The sequence below is a fragment of the Pseudoduganella sp. OTU4001 genome (assembly GCF_038440195.1).
Classification (GTDB): Bacteria; Pseudomonadota; Gammaproteobacteria; order Burkholderiales; family Burkholderiaceae_D; genus Rugamonas.
This window is the reverse complement of the sequence record NZ_JASATG010000024.1, coordinates 13,667-34,569: the sequence shown is the minus strand read 5'-3', so window position 1 is coordinate 34,569 and position 20,903 is coordinate 13,667. Positions and strand designations below refer to the sequence as shown.

Sequence of the window (20,903 nt, the reverse complement as noted above, 5' to 3'; positions counted from 1 at the left end):
CCATTTTTCGATGACTACCCTCCTCCAGCGTGACCCGCAAGCCTGGCGCCAGATCAGCGGCCTCGATACCGCCGAAGAGATTGCGCAGCAGCCAGCCCTGTGGCGCGAACTGGGCGCCAGCCTGCAAAGCCGCGCCGCCGATGTCGCCGCATTCCTGGGCGGCTGCCTGCACAATCCGCAGCAGCGCGTGATCCTGACCGGCGCCGGCAGCTCCTGTTATGTGGGCGAGATCGTCGCCGATGAATTGAATGCCGCCTGGCCGGCGCAGGTGCGCGCCGTGGCCACCACCAGCCTGCTGACCCACCCGGAGCTCTACCTGGAGCCGGGTGCGCCTACCCTGCTGGTGTCTTTCGCCCGCAGCGGCAGCAGCCCGGAAAGCCTGGCCGCCGTTGAACTGGTGCGCGAAGTGGTGGCCGATGCACGCTTCCTGAATATCACCTGCAACCCGCAGGGCCAGCTGGCGCGCCAGGGCGATACCGATGCGCGCACCTTCAACCTGCTGATGCCCGCCGCCAGCTGCGATCGCGGTTTCGCCATGACCAGCAGCTTCACCTGCATGCTGCTGGCGGCACTGTGCATGCTGGGCAAAGGCGAGTGGCAGCAGCGCCTGGACGCGCTGGCGCAAGCCGGCGACGCTGCCCTGCGCGAATGGGCGGCTCCGGTTGCCGCACTGGCGGCAGAAGCGGTGGAACGCGTGGTCTACCTCGGAAGCGGCCCGCTGGAAGCGCTGGCCAAGGAATCCGCGCTGAAGATCCTGGAATTGACCGGCGGCCGCGTGCTCGCCATGTCGAATACCGCGCTGGGCTTCCGGCACGGCCCGAAGTCGGCGCTGAACAAGCAATCGCTGGTGGTGGTTTTCCGCAGCAGCAAAGCGCTGGCGCACCGCTATGAAGAAGACCTGCTGCAAGAGCTGCGCCGCGATGGGGTGGCCGGCAAGGTGGTCACCGTCGGCCACGGCGCCGACATCGGCATGGCGCCGGGCGGGCCGAGCGCGACGCTAAGCGACGCCTGGCTGGCGCCCTTGTGGCTGCTGATGGGGCAGCAATACGCCCTGCACCAGTCGGCCGCGCTGGGCCTGACTCCCGACAATCCCTTCGCCGACGGCACCGTCAACCGCGTCGTGCAAGGCGTCACCATTTACCATCATGACCAGTTCTGAGGCACGCTGCTACCACGGCATCGACATCGGCGGCACCAAGATTGAACTGGTGTCCTGGCGCGATGACGGCGGCGAACTGCAGGAAGTGTTCCGCGAGCGCGTCGCCACGCCTGGTACCGACTTCAATGAATTCGTGGCCGCCATCACCGGGCTGGTAGCGCGCGGCGACGCGGCGCTGGGCCCGCTGGCGCAGCCCGCGCCGGTCGGCATCGGCCTGCCCGGTATCATCGACAGCGCCAGCGGGCGCCAGCTCAGCTCCAACGTGCCGGCGCTGAATGGCCGCATCGTCGCCACCGCGCTGCAAGACGCCCTGGCGCGTCCCGTCATCATCGGCAACGACTGCCAATGCTTCGCCCTGTCCGAAGCGCAGGGCGGCGCAGCGGCGCAAGCCCCGACCATGTTCGGCGCCATCATTGGCACCGGCGCCGGCGGCGGCTACTGCGTCGATGGCCGCCTGCAACGCGGTTTCAACGGCATTGCCGGCGAATGGGGCCACTGGACCGTGCCGGCCACGCTGCTGGCGCAATACAGCCTGCCCGTGCTGGACTGCCCGTGCGGCAAGAGCGGCTGCCTTGAACGCTACGTGGCGGGTCCCGGCCTGAGCCGCCTGCACGCCCATCTGGGCGGCGACGGCGCCGAGCCGCTGCTCATCGCGGAACGCGCCGGCAGCGGCGACGCCATCGCCGCGCAGGCGCTGGCCATCCACCTCGACCTGCTGGGCCATGCCATGGCAGGCCTGGTGCTCAGCCACGACCCGCATGTGATCGTGCTGGGCGGAGGCCTGTCCAAGCTGGCCCACTTGTATCCGCAGCTGCCGGCCGCCATACGCCGCCACCTGTTCCGCGGCGTGCAAGCGCCACCCGTACTGCCGCCCCGCTTCGGCGATGCCGGCGGTGCACGCGGCGCCGCCCTGCTGGCCCGCCAACACACGATCCAACGACCATGAACCAAGCCGCTCCGATGTCCCCAGTCCAGCAAATCGTCCAGGCGCACCGCAAGGGCGCGCCGGTCGGCCTGTACAGCGTTTGCTGCAGCCACCCCACCGTGCTGCGCGCCGCCATGCAGGTGGCCGCGCAATACGGCACGCCGCTGCTGGTGGAAGCCACCTCCAACCAGGTCGACCAGTTCGGCGGCTACACCGGCATGACACCGGCGCAGTTCCGCGACTATGTGCACCGGCTGGCGCAGGAGCAGGATTTCCCTGCCAGCCGCCTGGTACTGGGCGGCGACCACCTTGGCCCCAATGCATGGCAGTCGCAGGACGCCGCCAGCGCCATGGCGCATGCCGAAGTACTGATCGATGCCTACGTGACGGCCGGCTTCCATAAGATCCACCTTGACTGCAGCATGCGCTGCGCCGACGACGCGCCGGTGCTGGACGATGAAACCGTAGCCGCCCGCGCCGTGCGCCTGGCTGCCATCGCCGAACAGGCAGCCGCGCGCGCCGGCCTGCCGCCGCCGGTCTATGTGATCGGCACCGAAGTGCCGGTACCGGGCGGCGAAGCCTCGCTGGAGCAGGCGCTCGCCGTCACCGCGCCGCAGGCGGCCGAGCGCACGCTGGAGGTACACCGCCAGGCCTTCGCCGGCGCCGGGCTGCATGGCGCCTGGCAGCGCGTGATCGCCCTGGTGGTGCAGCCGGGCGTCGACTTCGACCAGGCCAATGTGCAGCATTACGATGCCGCAGCGGCGGCCGAACTGTCCGCATTCGTGGCCGGCCAGCCGGGCCTGGTGTTCGAAGCCCACTCCACCGACTACCAGCGCGAATCGGGCCTGCACGCGATGGTGCGCGACCACTACGCCATCCTGAAAGTCGGCCCGGCCGCCACCTTCGCCCTGCGCGAAGGCTTCCTGGCGCTGTGCCAGATCGAAGAAGCCCTGCTCGGCAAGGAGCAGGCTTCACGCCTGATGGAAGTGCTGGATGAAGTCATGCTGGCCAAACCCAAGCACTGGCAAAAGCATTACCTGGGCAGCACCGACGAACAGCGCCTGATGCGCCGCTACGGCCTGTCCGACCGCTGCCGCTATTACTGGGGCGAACCGGAAGTGGCGGCTGCCGTCAGCCGCCTGTTCGCCAACCTGGGCGGCCGCAGCATCCCGCTGCCTTTGCTGAGCCAATACCTGCCGGAGCAGTTCCTGGCGGTGCTGCAAGGCGAACTGGCCGCCACCCCGCAAGCCCTGCTTGAACATAAGATCGGCCGCCTGCTGGCGCAGTACGCGCGCGCCTGCAGCGCCAATGCTGCGGGCGCCGCCAAGCCGCACATGGCCGCCGTCATCTGTTAAGCTCGACGTTTTTGATATCCAGCGACAGAAGACATGCGAAATACCAGCCAACGCCGCGAAACCATCCTGCAGGCGATCGTACAAAATGGTTCGGTCCAGGTGTCCGACCTGGTGGACAAGCTTGGCGTCTCCGCCGTCACCATCCGCAGCGACCTGAGCGTGCTCGAGTCGCAAGGCCTGGTGCAGCGCAGCCACGGCGGCGCCCTGCTGGCGCGCACCCCGCCGACTGAACACACTATCCGCCAGAAGGACTCGCTGAACCCGGCGCAGAAGGAGCAGATCGGCATGCTGGCTGCGCGCATGGTGCAGCCGGGCGACAACATCATCATCGACTCCGGCACCACCACCATTTCGCTGGCGCGCCAGCTGCGCGATGCGAGCGACGTCACGGTGCTGACCAATGGCCTGAACATCGCCTGGGAACTGGCCGATTCGCCCGGCGTGGACCTGATCCTGACCGGCGGCCTGCTGCGCAAGCAGTCGCTGTCGCTGCAAGGCACCCAGGCCGAAGCCTGCCTGTCGGCCTATAACTTCGACAAGCTGTTCCTCGGCGTCGACGGTTTCGACCTGCAGTTCGGCATCACCACCCACCACGAGGCGGAAGCGAGCCTGAACCACAAGATGGTGGAACGCGCCAAGAAAGTCATCGTGCTGACCGACGCCTCCAAGTTTGGCCGCGTGTCGCTGCACCGCATCGTGCAGCTGGACCGCGTACACGCCGTGGTCACCGACGCCAGCATCAGCCCCGAATACCGCGAAGGGCTGGAAAAACGCGGCATTGAACTGATCATCGCGGAGTAACAATGCTGCAAGGCCGTATCCTCACTCCCGGCGGCTGGATCAACGGCAGCATCGCCTTTGACCAGCGCATCGCCAGCATCACCGAAGGTCCCGCAGGCGAAGGCCTGACCATCATCCCCGGCTTCGTCGACCTGCACGTGCACGGCGCGGCCGGCGTCGATATCATGGAAGGCGGCGACGCCGGCGCGGTCGTCGCGCGCACCCACGCCCGCCACGGCACCACCGCGCTGCTCGGCACCACCCTGACCGCCAAGGAAGACTCGATCCGCCACGCCCTGAACGGCCTGGCCGGCGTCATCGCGCAGCGCCCGCAGCACGGCGCGCGCATGCTGGGCGTGCACCTGGAAGGCCCGTTCCTCAACCGCCGCCGCCTGGGCGCCCAGCCGCCGGACGTGGTGACCGCCAGCCGCGAGCTGGTGGAAAGCTACCACGCCATCGCCCCGATCAAGGTCCTGACCATGGCGCCCGAAGTGGCCGGACACCTGCAGCTGATCCCGCACCTGAAAGACATGGGCATCCGCGTCCAGATCGGCCATAGCGCCGGCAGCTACGACGACGGCGTGGCCGCGCTGAAAGCCGGCGCGGCCGGCTTCACGCACCTGTTCAACGGCATGAGCGGCATGAGCCACAAGGAACCGGGCATGGTGGACGTGGCCATGGCGCACGCCGAATACGCCGAGATCATCCCCGACCTGCTGCACGTGCACCCGGGCGCCATGCGCGCCGCGCTGCGCGCCATCCCGCGCCTGTATGGCGTGACCGACGCCACCTCCGCCACCGGCATGCCGGACGGCGAGTACGCCCTTGGCACGCAGCGCGTGTTCAAGTGCATGGGCTGCGTGCGCCTGGCAACCGGCTCGCTGGCCGGCTCGGTGCTGACCATGGACCAGGCGCTGCGCAATTTCGTCAGCCTTGGCATGGAGGTGGCGGAAGCCTCCCAGCGCCTGTCGCTGTTCCCCGCCGACTACCTGGGCGAAGCGGAACGCGGCCGCCTGGTCCCTGGCGCCTGGGCCGACATCGTCGTGCTGGATAAATCATTACACCCCGTGGCCGTCTTCGTTGAAGGCGAGCCCATCCCACTCTCATAACAACACAAGGAGATCCAATGCAGGCCTTATCCATGCGCTACTTATTATTTATCGCCGGGATGGGCGGCCTGCTGTACGGGATCGACGTCGGCATCATTGCCGGCGCCTTGCCTTATCTTGAATCCACCGCCTCGGTGGCGTGGAAGCTGAGCGCGCAGCAACTGAGCTTCATCGTGGCCGCCGTGCTGCTTGGCTCCGTGCTGTCTTCGCTGTTTGCCGGCGCGATCGCCGACGCCATCGGCCGCCGCTGGGCCATGGTGCTGGCCGGCGCGCTGTTCACCGCCAGCATCCCGCTGATCGCGCTGTCGGACGGCTACGTGCCGCTGCTGCTGGGACGTCTGCTGCAAGGCATCAGCGGCGGCCTGATTGGCGTGGTGGTGCCGCTCTACCTGGCCGAATGCCTGCACGCCGAAAAACGCGGCCGCGGCGCCGCCCTGTTCCAGCTGCTGCTGACCATCGGCCTGGTGGCCGCCGCGCTGATTGGCCTGGTCCAGGCGCAAAGCGTCGACAGCGCCACCCAGGCCGCGCAAGCGCTGCCGGAAGCGGCCCGCGCCACCGCCATCTTCGACGCCAAGGACCACGCCTGGCGCAGCATTTTCTGGATGTGCCTGACCCCGGGCCTGGTGTTCACCTTCGGCAGCGCGCTGCTGGCCGAATCGCCGCGCTGGCTGGTGCAGCGTGGCCGCGTTGACGCCGCCCGCGCCGCCCTGCTGCGCACCCGCAGCGCGGCCGACGCCGAATCCGAGCTGCGCGATATGCAGGCCGCCGCCGGCATGGCCGCCGCACGCGCCGGCGCCGGCACCACTACCGCCCCGGCCGACGACCGCTTGCTGAGCCGCCGCTACGTGCTGCCCTTCCTGCTGGCCTGCCTGGTGCTGGCCTGCACCCAGGCCACCGGCATCAACTCCGTGCTGGCCTATGTGGTCAACATCCTGAACCAGGCCGGCCTGCCCGGCGCCACCGCCAATATGGCCGACGTCGGCCTCAAGCTGCTGAACGCCATCATGACCGTGGTCGCCGTGCTGCTGGTCGACCGCAAGGGCCGCAAATTCCTGCTGATGCTGGGCAGCGGCGGCATCGTGGTGTCCCTGCTGGCCGCCGGCCTGCTGTTCCGCAGCACCGAGGCCGAACAGCGCGACGTCAGCGCCATCGTCGCCGCCCAGGCGCAGGGCAACACCCTGTCGCTGCGGCTCGACGCGCCAACCCTGCAGGCGCTCGGCGCACCGGCCAGCGCAGGCGGCACCCCACAGCTGCTCACGGTGGCCTACTCCTACGGCCCGTTCACCAATGTCCAGACCCGCCGCAGCGACGACCCTGCGCTGCCCGCCATGGTGCTGTCGCGCGACGATACCGTGCAGCCGGACAGCGTGATCGGCGCCTTCTTCCGCCGCCTGCACCTGAACCCGTTCGCCGATCCGGCCGCCGGCCGCGACGCCCCGCTGCGCATCGAGCAAGCCCACATCAGCGCCCTGCCCTCGGTGGCACACGGCTGGCAGGTCACGCTTGCAATCTGCCTGTTCGTCGCCAGCTTCGCCGTCGGCCCCGGCGTGTGCGTCTGGCTCGCGCTGTCCGAACTGATGCCGACCCGCATCCGCTCCAACGGCATGAGCATCGCCTTGCTGGTGAACCAGTTTGTCTCCACCACCATCGCGGCCGTGTTCCTGCCGACCGTCGGCCAGCACGGCTACGCCGCCATGTTCTTCTTCTGGGCCGGCTGCACCGTGGTGTACTTCCTGGCCGCCACCTTCCTGCTGCCGGAAACCAAAGGGAAAACACTGGAAGAAATCGAAGCGCACTTCGCCGGCGCCGGCGCGCGCTGAACCCCGCCTCAGCGCACCGGCTTGGCGTTGCCGGCCTGGCCGGTGGCGCCCTCGCCGGGCCCCATGGCGTCCGGCACGTGATAGCGCTTGCGCAAGGCCTGCAGCTCGCCGGACGCCTCCAGCTGGCGCAGGCCCGCCTCCAGCGCCACCAGCCAGGGCAGCGCCCGCGGATTGTCCGCCGCGAAACCCACTGTCAGCGGCAAGCGCCCTTCCAGGCAACCCGCCTTGCGCAGCTGCTGCGGCACGCGCTCGCTCTCCGCCAACTGCGCCATCACCGCCTCGTGCTCCAGCACTACCGGCACCCGCCCGTACAGCAGCATGCGCAGGTTGCTGGTACCAGCCGTCTGTCCAAAGGCCAGCTTCAGCCTGGCCGGCTGCTTGCGGTACTTGCTGATGTATTCGTCCATCGGCCCGCCATCGTAGCCGTAATCGTCGATGATGGCGACCTGCTGCCCGGCCAGCGATGCCATGCCCCGGTAGCGCCACTTTGAATCGGACAGGGTATAGAAGCAGGCGCGCGAATACGCCAGCGGTGTACTCAATCGCAGGCGCGCATCGATCGCCGGTGCATACACGCCGTCGATCCGGCCGACGACTGTCTCGCGCATGGCGCGGTTGAGCGGCATCAGCACCGGCGTGGCCTGCAGGCCTTGCGAAGCCAGCGCCGCAGCCGCCGCATCCACCAGGTAGCCGCCGGCCAGGTGCTCGCCGCTGGCGCAAACGAAGGGGCACCAGGCATCCGACGCCAGGCGCACGGTCTGCTCCGCCTGGGCAAGCGGCACCGCCAGCAGCAACGCAGCAGGGACAATTAAATGGAGCATGGACCGCCCTATCATACGCTGCCCGGCCCAAGTGGCCGCACATGGGCCAGGCGGCGCTAGCGCAGCAGTTGCAGTACCAGGCGCGGGGCGGCGGTGGCCTGCGTCAGCATGGCGATGGCAGCCTGCTGCAGGATCTGGTGCCGCGCCAGCCGCGCTGTCTCGGCGGCGTAATCGACATCCATGATGCGCGAGCGCGCAGCCGCCAGGTTTTCCTCCATCATCAGGCTGTGCGACGCCGCGTAGCCCAACCGGTTCTGCGCCGCGCCCAGCATGCCGCGCATATTGGCGATGCCCGCCATGCGCGCGTCGAGCTGCTGCAACGCCGCCGTCGCACTGGCGTGGTTCAGCAGGCTGATATCGCCCGCCTCCTGCGACCACACCGCCGGCACCGCCAGCGGCAAGGTGTCGCCATCGTCCGCGCCAAGCTGCAGCTGAATCACCGCGCCGCCGTCCAGCAAACGGATGCCGTTGAAATTGGTGTCTTCCGCAATGCGCTTGATTTCCAGCAGCAGCGCGCTGGCCTCCAGCTGCATCGCCATGCGGTCGCCAGGGCTATAGGTATCGCTGGCCGCCTGCACCGCCAGTTCGCGGATGCGCTGGTAGCTTTCCATCACCGAGGCCAGCGCCCCGTCGGCCACTTGCGCCATCGAGGCGCCGTCACTGATATTGCTGCGCGCCGCACGCATGCCGCGCAGCTGCGCCGTCATGCGGTCGGCGATGGCCAGCCCAGCTGCATCATCCGCCGCGCTGTTGATGCGCAAACCGCTCGACAAGCGTTGCATGCTTTTGGCAATTGCGTCACCATGGCGCTGCATATTCAGCGCCGCGCGCAGCGCATCGATGTTGGTATTGATCCTCACGCACACGGTTACGGAAGCGCAGCGGCAAACTTAATATCCAAATCTCACATTAATGAATATTTTCTCTTTACTGCTAGCGGCTGCGCTGGGCGCCGCCGCACCCCAGGACGGAATGTTTGAAGCGGGACTGGTATCCGATAACGGCGTCTTCGGCTTCACGCTGTCGCCCGATGGCCAGCACGCGCTATGGGTGCAGTCGGGCGGCGCCCGCAGCAAACTGGTCATCGTGGAATCGCGCAAGGTAGCGGGCAAATGGCAGGCGCCGACGCCGGTGCCCTTTTCCGCCACCGACGGTTCGCGCGATATCGACCCTGCCTTTGCACCGGACGGAAAATCCATCATCTTCCAGTCCAACCGCCCGGTGCCGGACAAGCCGGCGCGCAAAGGCTTCGATATCTATTCCGTCGCGCTGCACGACGGCCGCTGGGGCCCGCTGCTCCATCTTGGCCACGACATCAACACCGACGACTCCGAATCATCCGGCTCCATTGCCGCCGACGGCACCATTTACTTCATGAAAAACGGCGCGGAAGGAAAATCGGACCTGTGGCGCGCGCGGCGCGTGGACGGCAAATACGCCGCAGCGGAACGCCTGCCCGAACCGGTCAACAGCAGCGCATGGCGCGAGTCGAACCCGTACGTGGCCGCCGACCAGAGCTACCTGCTGTATTTTTCCGACGCGCCGGGCGGTGCGGGCGACGTCGACCTTTACATCAGTTTCAACGGCAAGCATGGCTGGAGCACGCCGCGCAACCTGGGCGCCCCTTTCAACACGGCGCAAGCGGAGTTCACCCCGTGGGTGCATGGCGGCCGCCTTTACCTGGCGCGCCAGGTAAAGGACGGCGAACGCTTCATCGAGAATATCTATTCGTATCCGTTCGACCCGGAGCGCTACCGCTAGCCCGAGTCCAGCACGCCCTGCGCCAGCCATTGCTGCAGGTAGGCGCCGCTGGCGGTGCTGCCGGGCCGGAAGCCCAGCAAGGCGTCCGCTTCCGCCGCCGCCAATTCGCGGTAATGCAGGCTGCCTTCACGCTGCCACACCAGCCAATGCCCGGGCTGCGCCAGGGCGCGCGGCTCCGGCGCTGCGGCACCGCGCCGCAGGCTGCGCCACACGTCCATCGTATTCCAGTCCAGCGCCAGCAAACGCACCGACGGGTGCAGCGCCAGCCAGCCGCTGAAATCGTCGCCGTAGGATTGAAGGGAACTTGCGTGCTGGGCGACAAAGCCGCTCGCGCATATGTCGAACAGTTCGTCGCCCAGGTAGGGGCAGGTCAATCCAAACGCACCGCGCAAAGCGGCGCGCAATTCGTTCGAGATCGACCTGTGGCCCATGCTCACAGGTGCTCGCAGCGGCCCATCTGCGCACCGGCCTTGACGAAGTCGATGAACTGGCCCGGGAAGGCCACCTCGGTGCTGCGCCCGCCCTTGCAGACAAAGGCCTTCTTCATGTCGATGTACCAGGTCAGCGGATAGCCCGGGATGCCGCCCACCAGTTCATTGCCGGCGCCGTTGATGGAGGCCGCGTTATCCAGCCCGTAGCGGTAGGCTTCCGCCACGCCCTGGGTGCGGAAGAAATCGCGCAGCTTGACCCAGCCGATACCTTCCAGCCACAGCACGCCATGCAGGCCGCTGAACCAGACGCCGGCCTGGCCCACCATCACCTTGCCGTCGTCGCTGATGTCGCTCACCTGCATCGGCACCGCGCCAAACGCTTCCTGGATGAAGGCCTTGTCGTTTTCGCAGGTGTATTCCATGCCCAGCAGCGGCATGTCCTCGCACCACTTCATGGTCGGCAGCCTGGTGAACGCTTGCGCACCGCTGCCGCGCGTCGCATTCCACAGCACGATGCCATCGCGTTCAGTGCTCAGGGCGACGCGGCTGGCGTCCGGCGTCATGGCATAGCCGTCCATTGCGCCGATGGCCTGGTACAGGTCGATCGGCTTGCCGTCGTCGATCCAGGCATAGGCCTTCATGAAGTTGGTGGTGCCCAGCACCACGCGGCCATTGCCCGACACGGCGTGCGCGCGGTGCCAAGGCTCGTTGGCGGTGTCGATGCCATCCATGCTCAGCATCTTGATGCCTTTCCCCTGGCGCCACACGAACGGCACAATCTCGGCGCCCACGTTCACGTCCTCAAAGAAGCCGCCTTCGCACTTGCCATCGCCATTGGCATCAACGTAGGCGGTGCCGACCGCCACGCTGGCATCGCCATTGACCGCCCAGCCGTAGCTGCTGGAGTAGCCCAACTCGCTGCCGCCGCCGCAGGTGTCGCCGTTCAGGCTACCGAGGTCGGTGACGCGGCCGCTCTTGCTGTCCCAGATCGCGGCGGAGTTGATCGGCACCGGCGTGCCGTCCCAGTCGCGCCCATTCAGGCGGCCATCGAGGTCGGCCTGCACGATGATCTGCGTACCGTCGCGGGTGATGCTGCCGTTCACGCCCGTCACGCCGGCCGGCGGCAGCTGGAAGCCCTTCCTGGTGTCCCAGATGAAGGGCGTATGCTCGAGGCGCCCGGCGGCGCGCTCGCCATCCTTGGACATGGAGCCCAGGTAGCCGTACACCACCGGCGTGTACTGCACGCCATCCTTGTAGCCGTTGAAGTAGAAGTTGGCGGTCTTCACCACGCCCGCTTCCGCAGTAATGGCAGTCTTGGTGCAAGCCAGGTCGCTGGCCGGCACCGAGGACTCGCCGGTATTCCAATACTCGGCCTCCGAGATCAGCGCGGTTGGTTCGGTCGGGAAGCCGCCGGCCACGATCTCTTCCATGTACAGCACGTACTTGGCGCCCGGCTGCAGGTTGTTGATGCGGAAGCGGCCATCCGGGCCAAGGCGGCCCTGCGTCTTGTCGCCGCTCTGCGCCGAGATGGCGTCGCCCAGCGGATCGGCCACGTTGCGCGCGATGATGTTGATGCCGCCGTACTGCGTGCGCCCATCCTTCAGGTACAGCGTACCCGCAATCGAACCGCGCGTCTTCAGGTAGCTGGCCGAGGGATACAGGTCGGAGATGCCCGCCACGTCGTCCGGCCGGTCGATGGTACTCTGCTCGTAGCCCGGGTTCCTGCCGGCCGCATTGACAGTGTCCGGATTAATGAAGGGGAACATGGTCTCGATATACTTCGGATCGATCTTGTTCGCCTCCGGCATCCAGTTATTCCACGAGTGCACCGGCGCCACGCCGCAACCCGGCACGCCAGGCGCCAGGTCGAAGTAATAAGGCTCGCTGAAGTAAGCCATGTGGCCATTGACCTGCGAGTGCGACAGGTTGATCGCATGGCCGAATTCATGGGTGAACACGCCGGCGATACGCTTGCCGTCCACGTCCGGGGGCGGCATCCACCACTCGTCCGGACCGGCCGTTTCATGCACCACCGCGTAGCCGTTCATGATCGCGGTCGCCTTGGTGATGGTTTCCGGATAGCCGTCGCCGTCGCGGTCCTCCGCCATCTCGGCAAAGGCGATGCCCAGCACCTGGTCCTTCGGCACCCCGAAATACTCCTCCAGCGCCTTGCCTTCCTGGTCGTAGATCACATACATGCCGCCTTCGTTGTACTTGCCGTACACCAGTTCCGCCGTCGCACCGTCGCGCACATCGGTGCCAATGCTGGCCACCTCGCTGAACTTCTTGAACTTGGACGGATCGGTGACAGCGCGCCAGGTGGAAGTCGGCACCGAGCTCCATTGCGCCAGCGCGAAAGACGTGATCTTGTCGGCGCCGGCATTGTCGATAAACACGCTGCCGTCGTTCTTCAGCACATACGGGCCGATATCCGCGTAGACCTGGACCGGCTTGCTGGTATCCCAGCGCAGCGGCACCGGGTTCTTGGGATTGTCGGTCAGCAGCAGCGGGCCGGAAGCCTGCGCGCCGGCAGCGGCGGCCAGCAGGGCCGCCAATACGATCTTGCTCTTCATCAGCGCATCACTCCCGTTTCAACCCACTGTTCTTTGACCGCGCGCTTGACCAGGCCGAGGAATACCCCGCTGGCCACCGCACCGTGCGGCTTGGCCACCATGGCCTTTTCTTCCGCGCTCAGCGTGGCGCCTTCCAGCTTGACGCCCTTGAACAGTCCCTGGTTGTGGAAGCCGTTGACCGCCTTGTCGCCGCCCATGGTCAGCTTGCCCTGCGCCAGGCCCACTGGGCTGGTCAGGCCGTTATGCGAGGAAGGCTTGTTAAGGAAGGTGGTGACCTGCTCGCCGACGCTCCATGTCGGCATGCCCTCGATACGCGCCGGCAGCATGTAGCGCCCGTCCGGCATCTTGCGCGCCTTGAGCAGGCCGTACTGGCGGAACGAGTACATGCTCTTTTCCTTCAGATCCTTTTTCAGGCTGCCTTTCACCTTCAGGGTGACTTCGGTGTACGGCACGCCATGCTCGATGCCGTCGGTGACCTTGGCGACTTCGCCCATCACGATCACGTCCGAGCTGCGGATCATCTGCGTCAGGTTCTGCGGGACCAGCTGCGATGCCTGGGCGCTTGGGGCCATCAGCGCCAGCGCACCGAGCGCAGCGCCCGCCAGGCGGGGGACTACATGCTTCATCGGCTTCACTCCTCTTTCCATGTTGATGACCGGAGGTCAACTAAACATAAATTTAAGCCAACGTTTCGTGGTTCCCCATTAACTTGTTATGACAGTTGATTGACTTTGCGCGACTTCGTATTTACTTTTGATGACATGACTATACATATGGCCCCGCCTCCCATAGTGCTGATCCGCGCCCGCGCGCTGACCGGCTTCCGCACCCTGGTGGCACAACTTCGTGGCGACGCTACCACATTGCTAGCCGACAATGGTATCGACGAGAAACTATTGGATGAGCCGGAAGCCACCATCTCGCTGCCGGCCATGGGACGCCTGCTGAACGATGCCGCCAAGCGCCTGCAAGCACCCGATTTCGGCCTGCAGCTGGCGGCCATGCGCGACTTCAGCATCCTCGGCGCGGTGGCGCTGATCGCGCGCCACTCGGCCACCGTGGGCGACGCCATGCGCGCCGTGGCCCGCAACATCCCGTATCACAGCTCGGGCCAGCACATGGCCATTGCGGACGACCCGCTGCGCCCCGGCTACACGCGCGTCACCTACACCTTGAATACCGGCGACGACACGCCGCAGCGCCAGCTGGTGGAACTGGGCCTGTGCATGACGCAGCACTTCCTGCAGCGCTTCGCCGGCCAATCCGGCGCCGACTTCCACATCACCTTCCGCCACCCGGCGCCGGTATCGAAGGCGCGCTACGCCAGGCACTTCGCCGGCGAACTGCGTTTCGAACAGGAGGCCAACACCATCTCGGTGCCGAGCCGCCTGCTCGCCATGCCGATGGCGGAAGGCAGCAGCGCGCCCTTGCAGGCGGCCGCTGAACGCTGGGTAAACAATGTGATCCGGCGCTACCCGCTGGACATCGCGCAGCAGGTGGAAGCCCTGCTGGCGCGCCAGTTCGCCACCGGCGCAGGGACGCTGGTGCAGATCGCCAGCCAGCTCGGGCTGCACGAACGCACCTTGCAGCGGCGCCTGAAAGAACAAGGCGTCTTCTTTGAGGATATCCTGGACCGGCTGCGCCGCAACCGCGCGCAGGAATACCTGGCTTACCAGGCATTCCCGCTGTCGCAGGTGGCTTCGCTGCTGGGCTACACCGAGCCCAGCTCCTTCAACCGCGCCTGCAAGCGCTGGTTCGGCAAGACGCCGCTCGCTTACAGGAACTCGCAGCGTCCCATCTGAGCGCCGCGCTTGACGGCATCGGCAAAGCCCTCGGGGAACGGCACTTCCTGCGACTGGCCGTTGCGGCAGACATGGACCTTCTTCATGTCCACGTACCAGCTGACTGGATAGCCGGGAATGCCGCCCACCATCTCATTGCCCTTGCCGCTGACCGAGACCGGGCCCGGCATGCCGTAACGCCAGGCTTCCGCCACGCCCTGGGTGCGGAAGAAATCATCCATCTTGATCCAGCCGATCCCGTCCAGCCACATCACACCGATGAAGCCCTGCCAGAAGTCGCCGGCACGGCCCACCATCAGCTTGCCGTCGTCGCTCATGTCGGTGATGGTGACCGGGATCGGGCCCAGCGCCGCCTGGATCACTTCCGCACCGCTCCACTCGCAGCTGTCGAACCAGTCGGCGTAGTTCATGTCCACGCACCACTTCAGCTGCGGAATGCGCGTGATGGAATCGGCCGCCAGTCCCTTCATCGGATTCCACAGCACCAGGCCTTCCGACCAGGTGGACAGCGCGGCGCGCGTGCCGTCGTAATTCATGGCGCGGCCATCGCGCACATTGAAGGCGGCGCCCAGGTCCATCACGCGGCCCTCATCCACCCACGCATACACCTTCTGCAGGTTGGCGCTGCCCAGGATCACGCGGCCATTGCCGGACAGCCCCTGCGCGCGGTGCCACGGCTCGTTGACGGTATCAATGCCGGTCATATCCAGCACGCGCATGCCGCCGCGCGAGGTCCACACCATCGGCACGATCTCGCCGCCGCTGCTTTGACAGAAGCCATCGCCATTCAGGTCGCGGTACGCCAGGCCCACCGCCTTCTCACCCGCGCCATCGAGCAGGAAGCCCACGCTGTTGTGGGCGCCGGTTTCGCTCTCGCCGCCGCACATGCCGCCGTTGATGAAACCGAGGTCGGTCAGCTTGCCGTTGCGCGTGTTCCAGATCGCCGCCGAACTCAGATAGCGCGGCGAACCGTCCCAGTTGGTGCCGACCGGGATGCGGTCCAGGTCGGCCTGCACCAGCATCTGGCTGCCGTCGCGCGACAGGCTGCCACTGGCGCCGGTGGTGGTCATGCCGGGCGCCCACTGGATGCCGGTATTGGCATCCCACAGGAAGGCCAGGCCCTGGTGCACGCCGCCGGCACGCCCGCCGTTCTTGGACATATTGGTCAGCACAGCCGACACCAGCGGCGTGTACTGCACGCCATCCTTGTAGCCGTTGAAGATGAAGTTCGCCGCCTTGGTGACGCCCGCTTCGGCCGTAATGGCGGTGGCGGCGCAAGGCGCGTCGGCCGCCGCATCGCTGCTCTCGCCGCTGTTCCAATACTCCGCCACCGACACCAGGCCGCTCGGCGTGGTCGGATAGCCTCCCGCCACGATCTCCTCGATATACAGCTGGTACTGCGCGCCCGGCTTCAGGTTATTGATGCGGAAGCGGCCATCGGGCCCCAGCTTGCCCTGGGTCTTGTCGCCGCTCTGCGCCGAGACCGCATCGCCCAGCGGGTCTGCGATATTGCGCGCAATGATGTTGATGCCGCTGTACGGCGTGCGGCCATCCTTCAGGTACAGCGTACCCGCGATCGAGCCGCGCGTCTTCAGGTAGCTCGCCGTCGGGTAGATGTCGGAGATGGCGGCCATATCGTCCGGCCGGTCGATCGTCGACTGCTCGGCGCCCGCCGACACACCCTGCGCATCCTCGCCGCGCGAATCGAGGAAGGGGAACATGGTCTCGATATTTTTCGGCGCCAGCTTGTTGGCCGACGGATCCCAATAGTCCCAGATATGCACCGGCGCCGTGCAGCCCTTCACGCCCGGGTACATGTCGGAAAGATAGGGCTCGCTGAAGTAGCCCAGGTGGCCATTGACCTGCGAGTGCGACAGGTTGATCGCATGGCCGAATTCGTGGGTGAACACGGCGGCGATGCGGCGCCCGCCGATATCGGGCTTCGGCAGCCACCAGGCATCCGGATCGGCCGGCGCACTGTCGACCGCCGCACCGTTCATCACGGCGGTCGCCTTGGTGATGGTTTCCGCATAGCCGTCGCCGTCGCGGTCCTCGCCGAACTCCGCGAAGGCAATGCCCAGCACCTGGTCTTTCGGCACGCCAAAGTACTCCTCCAGCACCTGTCCGGTCTGGTCGTAGATTACGTACATGCCGCCTTCGTTGTACTTGCCGTACACCAGTTCCGCCGAGGCGCCGTCATGCACATCGCCGCCGATGCTGGCGACCTGGTCGAACTTCTTGAATTTAGCGGTATCGGTCACCGCACGCCAGGTCGATGTCGGCACCGAACTCCATTGCGCCAGCGCGAAAGACGTGATCTTGTCGGCGCCGGCGTTGTCGATAAACACGCTGCCGTCCGGCGCGAAGGCATACGGGCCGATGTCGGTGTAGACCGGCACCGGCTTGCTGGTATCCCAGCGCAGCGGCACCGGGTTCTTGGGATGGTCGGTGGTGTACAGCGGACCGGCCGCTTGCGCGGCGAAGGCAGCGCACAGCAAGCCCGCCAGGGCAATCTTGGTCTTCATCAGCGCATCACTCCCTTCTCAACCCACTGTTCTTTCACCGCCCGCTTCACCAGGCCCAGGAACACGCCGCTGGCCACCGCACCGTGCGGCTTGGCCAGCATGGCCTTTTCTTCCGCGCTCAAGCTGGCGCCTTCCAGCTTGACGCCCTTGAACAGTCCCTGGTTGTGGAAGCCGTTGACCGCCTTATCGCCGCCCATGGTCAGCTTGCCCTGCGCCAGGCCGACCGGGCTGGTCAGGCCGTTATGCGAGGAAGGTTTGTTAAGGAAGGTGGTGACCTGCTCGCCGACGCTCCATGTCGGCATGCCCTCGATACGCGCCGGCAGCATGTAGCGCCCGTCCGGCATCTTGCGCGCCTTGAGCAGGCCGTACTGGCGGAAAGAGTACAGGCTCTTTTCCTTCAGCTCCTTTTTCAGGCTGCCTTTCACCTTCAGGGTGACTTCGGTGTACGGCACGCCGTGCTCGATGCCGTCGGTGACCTTGGCGACTTCGCCCATCACGATCACGTCCGAGCTGCGGACCATCTGCGTCAAGTTCTGCGGGACCAGCTGCGACGCCCGGGCGCCCGGCGCGGCCAGCGCCAGCAGCCCGAGCGCAACGCCCGCCAGGCGGGGCAATGCGTGCTTCATCGGCATACTCCTCATTCAGGTTGATAAACATTCGTCAACTAAGAATGAATTAAAGCCAACATTTCTCCATTAACCTCCGGCGACAGTTGATTGCCATTTTGCGACTTTCGGTTTGCATTTCGTGACATACAGGGCGTGGCCGCAGGGGGAGCACCGCCGCCCCGGCGTGGTGCTGCCACCACAAATAAATTTGTGCACCGCACAAAAACTGTGTTACACTGCGTTCGCGGTGAAGTACTCGAGAACTTCACCCTGTAGCACCAAACATTGGTCACAGGCTGGCACCACGCAGATAGCATGGGCTGACCGTTCCGCACCGTACAGATAGCACGGGCTGGAGCAGCGATTGAAATATTGGCAATACATTGAAACGAAGCCCGCAGCAAAGCGGGCTTTTTTTTCGCCCCTCGCCCCCCCCCAATCGCAAAGGAAGCACCATGGCAAAAGAAGAACTGATTGAAATGAGTGGCGTGGTCACCGAGATCCTGCCGGAACAACGCTTCCGCGTGGACCTGGATAACGGCCACAAGATGATCGCCTATACCGCCGGCCGCATGAAGAAGAACTTCATCCGCATCATCGCCGGCGACAAGGTCACGCTGGAACTGTCGCCCTACGACCTCACCAAAGGCCGCATCGTATTCCGCCACATCGAACACCGTGGGAGCGCCGGCCCGCGCCCACCGCGCCGCCGCTGAGTTTTGACGGCCTGGCCGTCAATTCCTGCGGCCTATCGCATTGTTAAATACTTCCAGCGAGGCATTTGACACAATTCCGGTCGTCTAAAACAATACCGGAGACCACCATGACCCTACGCGAAGCAGCCGCCCAGCGTCCCGCCCTTGCCGCGATTGTGTGCGCAGGCCTGCAGTTCCTGATTACCACCCTGATCCTGAAAGCCGGCGCCGCCTGGCTCGCGCCGGCCGACTTCGGCAAGGTCAAGCTGCTGGCCTTCGCCTCGACCGTCATCCTGCCCCTGATCCTGGTGCACAGCCTTGGCATGTGGCGCCAGGTCGGCCTGGGCCAGCTCAAGGCCGGCAAGGTGTTTTACGCCAGCATGCTGCTGTGTGCACTGTTTCTCTCGATGGGCGTGCACCTGCAGCCGCAGCGCCCGCTCGGCATGGAAGTCGTGATCCAGTTCATCAACGCCTTCGGCGAAGAACTGCTGTTCCGCGGCGTGATCTTCGCCATCCTGCTCACGTTGCCGCGCTGGCAAGCGATCGTGCTGTCCGGCGTGCTGTTTGGCGGCATGCACCTGATCCACGGCTTCATGGACGGCAACTGGCAGCACGCATTCTGGTGGGCGCTCGCCACCTGCGTCTCCGGCATGATGTTCGCCGCCGTGCGCTACAGCACCGGCGGCCTCTGGCCAGTGATCGCCCTGCACATGCTGCTCAACCTCAGCAAGATCTACTCCAACATCGAACCCGCCGCCGGCCCCGCAGCCCTGCTGCTGGCCGAACGTGCAGCCTATGTCGTCGAATTCGCACTGGCAGCGTGGGTCATGTACCAAGGCGCCAAATTCGGTGCCAGCTCTGTCCATCGGACAAGCGAACGCACTCTTTGAGCTAAATCAATACGCGGAAACAGCCCGCCTGCGACCGGTTAGGCGGGGACGAGCTCGGGGGCGGCGCGCAGGGCGGCCAGCTGGTGCGGGGCGAGGCGGGCGGCGGCGGTGTTGAGGTGGCGGGCGGCGCCGGGCAGCCCGCTGCGCTCGGCCAGCGAGAGCCAGCGCCAGGCTTGCTCGGGGTCGGCGTCGGCGCCCTGGCCGGACAGGAACATCAGGCCGGCGTTCATCTGGGCGCGGGCGTGGCCCTGGCGCGCGGCGGCCAGGTACCAGGACAGGGCCTGCTTGAAGTCGCGCGGCAGGCCCTGGCCGTTGTCGTAGCGCAGGCCGAGCGTGAAGCAGGCCAGCGTGTGGCCTTGCTCGGCGGCCTTGCGGTACCAGGCGTTGGCTTGCAGCAGGTCGGGCGCGGGGCCGTCGTCGCGGTCGTGGATCTGGCCCAGCATGTATTGGGCGGCGACGTAATCCTGGTCGGCGGCGCGGCGGAACCAGCCCAGCGCCTTGCGGGCGTCCTGCGGCACGCCCTGCCCCAGCTCGTAGCGCAGGCCGAGGTCGAACTGGGCGCGCAAGTGGCCCTGGTCGGCGGCCTTGCGGTACCAGAAGATGGCTTCCTGCTGGTCGCGCGGCACGCCGTGGCCTTGTTCGTACAGCAGGGCGAGGTGGTATTGCGCGGCGGGGAAGCCTTGTTCGGCGGCCTTGTGGTACCAGGCGGCGGCTTCGCGGTAGTCCTGCGCCACGCCCTGGCCGTGGTCGTAGCGCTGGCCCAGGTTGTTCTGCGCGGCGGCGTGACCCAGTTCGGCGGCGCGGCGGTACCATTTCAGCGCGAGCTGTTCGTCGCGCGCTACGCCATTGCCGTTGTCGTAGATCAGGCCGAGGTTGAATTGCGAGCTGACGTGGTCCTGCTCGGCGGCCATGCTGTACCATTTGATAGCCTTCTGCGCGTCGGCCGCCACGTCCTGCCCTTTGTCGTAGCGCAGCGCGAGATTGAATTGCGCGGGGGCGTAGCCCTGCTCGGCGGCCTTGCGGAACCAGCCCAGCGCCTGCTTGCCGTCCTGCGCCACGCCCTGGCCGTTGTCGTAGCGCAGGCCGAGGTTGAACTGGGCGCGCGCGTAGCCTTGCTCGGCGGCCTTGCGGTACCACATGATCGCCTGCGCGTAATCCTGCGGCACCCCTTTGCCGGTGTCGTACATCATGCCGAGGTTGTTCTGCGCGCCGGGGTCGCCCTGTTCGGCGGCCTTGGCGAACCAGTAGCGCGCCTGTTCGGTGTCGTTCTCGACGCCCTGGCCTTTGGCGTACAGCCAGCCCAGGTTGTACTGGGCGGCGGCGTAGCCTTGTTCGGCGGCCAGCTGGTACCAGTGCGCGGCTTCGGCGAAATCGACGTCGACGCCCTGGCCTTTCTGGTACATCACGCCCAGGTTGTACTGCGCGTGTTCCAGGCCGGCGTTGGCGGCCTGGCGGTACCAGGCCACGGCCAGCTCATAGCTTTGCGCCACGCCCTGGCCGTTGAAGTACATGAAGCCCAGGCTGTGCTGGGCGTTGGCGACGCCGCGTTCGGCCAGCTGGCGTACGCGCAGGAATTCGGCGGCGTATTGGCCGTCGCGTGCGTCGGCTTCTTCGGATTCGGTCGGGGTGAAGCGCTGCATGCGGCCCTT

Annotated in this window: 18 protein-coding genes; 10 read left to right on the top strand and 8 right to left on the bottom strand. The window is 66.3% G+C overall.

Annotated elements, in window-relative coordinates; genetic code table 11:
* Positions 1-10: 10 nt before the first annotated feature.
* The 6 genes from AAHE99_RS19355 to AAHE99_RS19330 are packed head-to-tail and all read left to right on the top strand — an operon-like array spanning position 11 to position 7,148.
* Positions 11-1,159: an SIS domain-containing protein gene (locus tag AAHE99_RS19355; protein WP_342118988.1), complete on the top strand. Its 1,149-nt coding sequence runs from the start codon at positions 11-13 to the stop codon at positions 1,157-1,159.
* The gene (locus AAHE99_RS19350) at positions 1,146-2,105 is read left to right on the top strand and encodes an ROK family protein (RefSeq protein WP_342118987.1); all 960 of its coding nucleotides are present in this window, start codon (positions 1,146-1,148) and stop codon (positions 2,103-2,105) included. Before AAHE99_RS19355 ends, AAHE99_RS19350 begins: the two co-directional genes overlap by 14 nt.
* A complete protein-coding gene (locus tag AAHE99_RS19345) occupies positions 2,102-3,439 on the top strand; it encodes a D-tagatose-bisphosphate aldolase, class II, non-catalytic subunit (protein ID WP_342118986.1) in 1,338 nt (445 codons plus the stop codon). Before AAHE99_RS19350 ends, AAHE99_RS19345 begins: the two co-directional genes overlap by 4 nt.
* A gap of 33 nt (positions 3,440-3,472) precedes the next feature.
* Positions 3,473-4,240 (top strand): DeoR family transcriptional regulator, encoded by a 768-nt coding sequence (locus AAHE99_RS19340; protein WP_342118985.1) that lies wholly within the window; start codon positions 3,473-3,475, stop codon positions 4,238-4,240.
* A 2-nt stretch (positions 4,241-4,242) separates the two neighbouring features.
* Positions 4,243-5,328 (top strand): N-acetylglucosamine-6-phosphate deacetylase, encoded by a 1,086-nt coding sequence (locus AAHE99_RS19335; RefSeq protein ID WP_342118984.1) that lies wholly within the window; start codon positions 4,243-4,245, stop codon positions 5,326-5,328.
* 32 nt (positions 5,329-5,360) lie between these two features.
* Complete coding sequence (locus tag AAHE99_RS19330; RefSeq protein ID WP_342118983.1) at positions 5,361-7,148, top strand: MFS transporter; 1,788 nt, start codon at positions 5,361-5,363, stop codon at positions 7,146-7,148.
* 8 nt (positions 7,149-7,156) lie between these two features.
* Here the strand turns inward: AAHE99_RS19330 and AAHE99_RS19325 are convergent, their stop codons facing one another.
* Together AAHE99_RS19325 and AAHE99_RS19320 are read right to left on the bottom strand one after the other, a co-directional pair.
* The gene (locus AAHE99_RS19325; RefSeq protein ID WP_342118982.1) at positions 7,157-7,969 is read right to left on the bottom strand and encodes a substrate-binding periplasmic protein; all 813 of its coding nucleotides are present in this window, start codon (positions 7,967-7,969) and stop codon (positions 7,157-7,159) included.
* A gap of 56 nt (positions 7,970-8,025) precedes the next feature.
* The gene (locus AAHE99_RS19320; protein WP_342118980.1) at positions 8,026-8,829 is read right to left on the bottom strand and encodes a flagellin N-terminal helical domain-containing protein; all 804 of its coding nucleotides are present in this window, start codon (positions 8,827-8,829) and stop codon (positions 8,026-8,028) included.
* Positions 8,830-8,881: 52 nt separating this feature from the next.
* Between AAHE99_RS19320 and AAHE99_RS19315 the strand changes: the two genes are divergently transcribed.
* Complete coding sequence (locus tag AAHE99_RS19315; protein ID WP_342118979.1) at positions 8,882-9,730, top strand: TolB family protein; 849 nt, start codon at positions 8,882-8,884, stop codon at positions 9,728-9,730.
* Here the strand turns inward: AAHE99_RS19315 and AAHE99_RS19310 are convergent.
* Genes AAHE99_RS19310 through AAHE99_RS19300 form a run of 3 tightly spaced genes read right to left on the bottom strand, consistent with a single transcriptional unit; the run spans position 9,727 to position 13,360 of the window.
* On the bottom strand, positions 9,727-10,161 hold the full coding sequence (locus AAHE99_RS19310; RefSeq protein ID WP_342118978.1) for a hypothetical protein: 435 nt from the start codon (positions 10,159-10,161) through the stop codon (positions 9,727-9,729). The genes AAHE99_RS19315 and AAHE99_RS19310 overlap by 4 nt on opposite strands.
* A gap of 2 nt (positions 10,162-10,163) precedes the next feature.
* Positions 10,164-12,734, bottom strand: coding sequence for a hypothetical protein (locus tag AAHE99_RS19305; protein WP_342118977.1), 2,571 nt, complete (start codon positions 12,732-12,734; stop codon positions 10,164-10,166).
* Entirely contained in the window at positions 12,734-13,360 is a 627-nt protein-coding gene (locus AAHE99_RS19300; protein WP_342118976.1) for a hypothetical protein, read from the bottom strand. Before AAHE99_RS19300 ends, AAHE99_RS19305 begins: the two co-directional genes overlap by 1 nt.
* Before the next feature lie 147 nt (positions 13,361-13,507).
* Here AAHE99_RS19300 and AAHE99_RS19295 point away from each other — a divergent pair, with 147 nt between their 5' ends.
* Positions 13,508-14,536, top strand: a complete 1,029-nt coding sequence (locus AAHE99_RS19295) for an AraC family transcriptional regulator (RefSeq protein ID WP_342118975.1) — start codon at positions 13,508-13,510, stop codon at positions 14,534-14,536.
* Here AAHE99_RS19295 and AAHE99_RS19290 read toward each other — a convergent pair.
* Positions 14,509-17,061, bottom strand: a complete 2,553-nt coding sequence (locus AAHE99_RS19290; RefSeq protein WP_342118974.1) for a hypothetical protein — start codon at positions 17,059-17,061, stop codon at positions 14,509-14,511. The two genes, AAHE99_RS19295 and AAHE99_RS19290, sit on opposite strands and share 28 nt — an antisense overlap.
* Entirely contained in the window at positions 17,061-17,687 is a 627-nt protein-coding gene (locus AAHE99_RS19285) for a hypothetical protein (RefSeq protein ID WP_342118973.1), read from the bottom strand. Before AAHE99_RS19285 ends, AAHE99_RS19290 begins: the two co-directional genes overlap by 1 nt.
* Positions 17,688-18,124: 437 nt before the next feature.
* Between AAHE99_RS19285 and infA the strand changes: the two genes are divergently transcribed.
* The gene (gene infA / locus AAHE99_RS19280) at positions 18,125-18,385 is read left to right on the top strand and encodes a translation initiation factor IF-1 (protein ID WP_342118972.1); all 261 of its coding nucleotides are present in this window, start codon (positions 18,125-18,127) and stop codon (positions 18,383-18,385) included.
* 107 nt (positions 18,386-18,492) lie between these two features.
* Entirely contained in the window at positions 18,493-19,254 is a 762-nt protein-coding gene (locus AAHE99_RS19275; RefSeq protein ID WP_342118971.1) for a CPBP family intramembrane glutamic endopeptidase, read from the top strand.
* Positions 19,255-19,292: 38 nt separating this feature from the next.
* Here the strand turns inward: AAHE99_RS19275 and AAHE99_RS19270 are convergent, their stop codons facing one another.
* On the bottom strand, positions 19,293-20,894 hold the full coding sequence (locus AAHE99_RS19270) for an SEL1-like repeat protein (protein WP_342118970.1): 1,602 nt from the start codon (positions 20,892-20,894) through the stop codon (positions 19,293-19,295).
* Between the last annotated feature and the right edge of the window lie 9 nt (positions 20,895-20,903).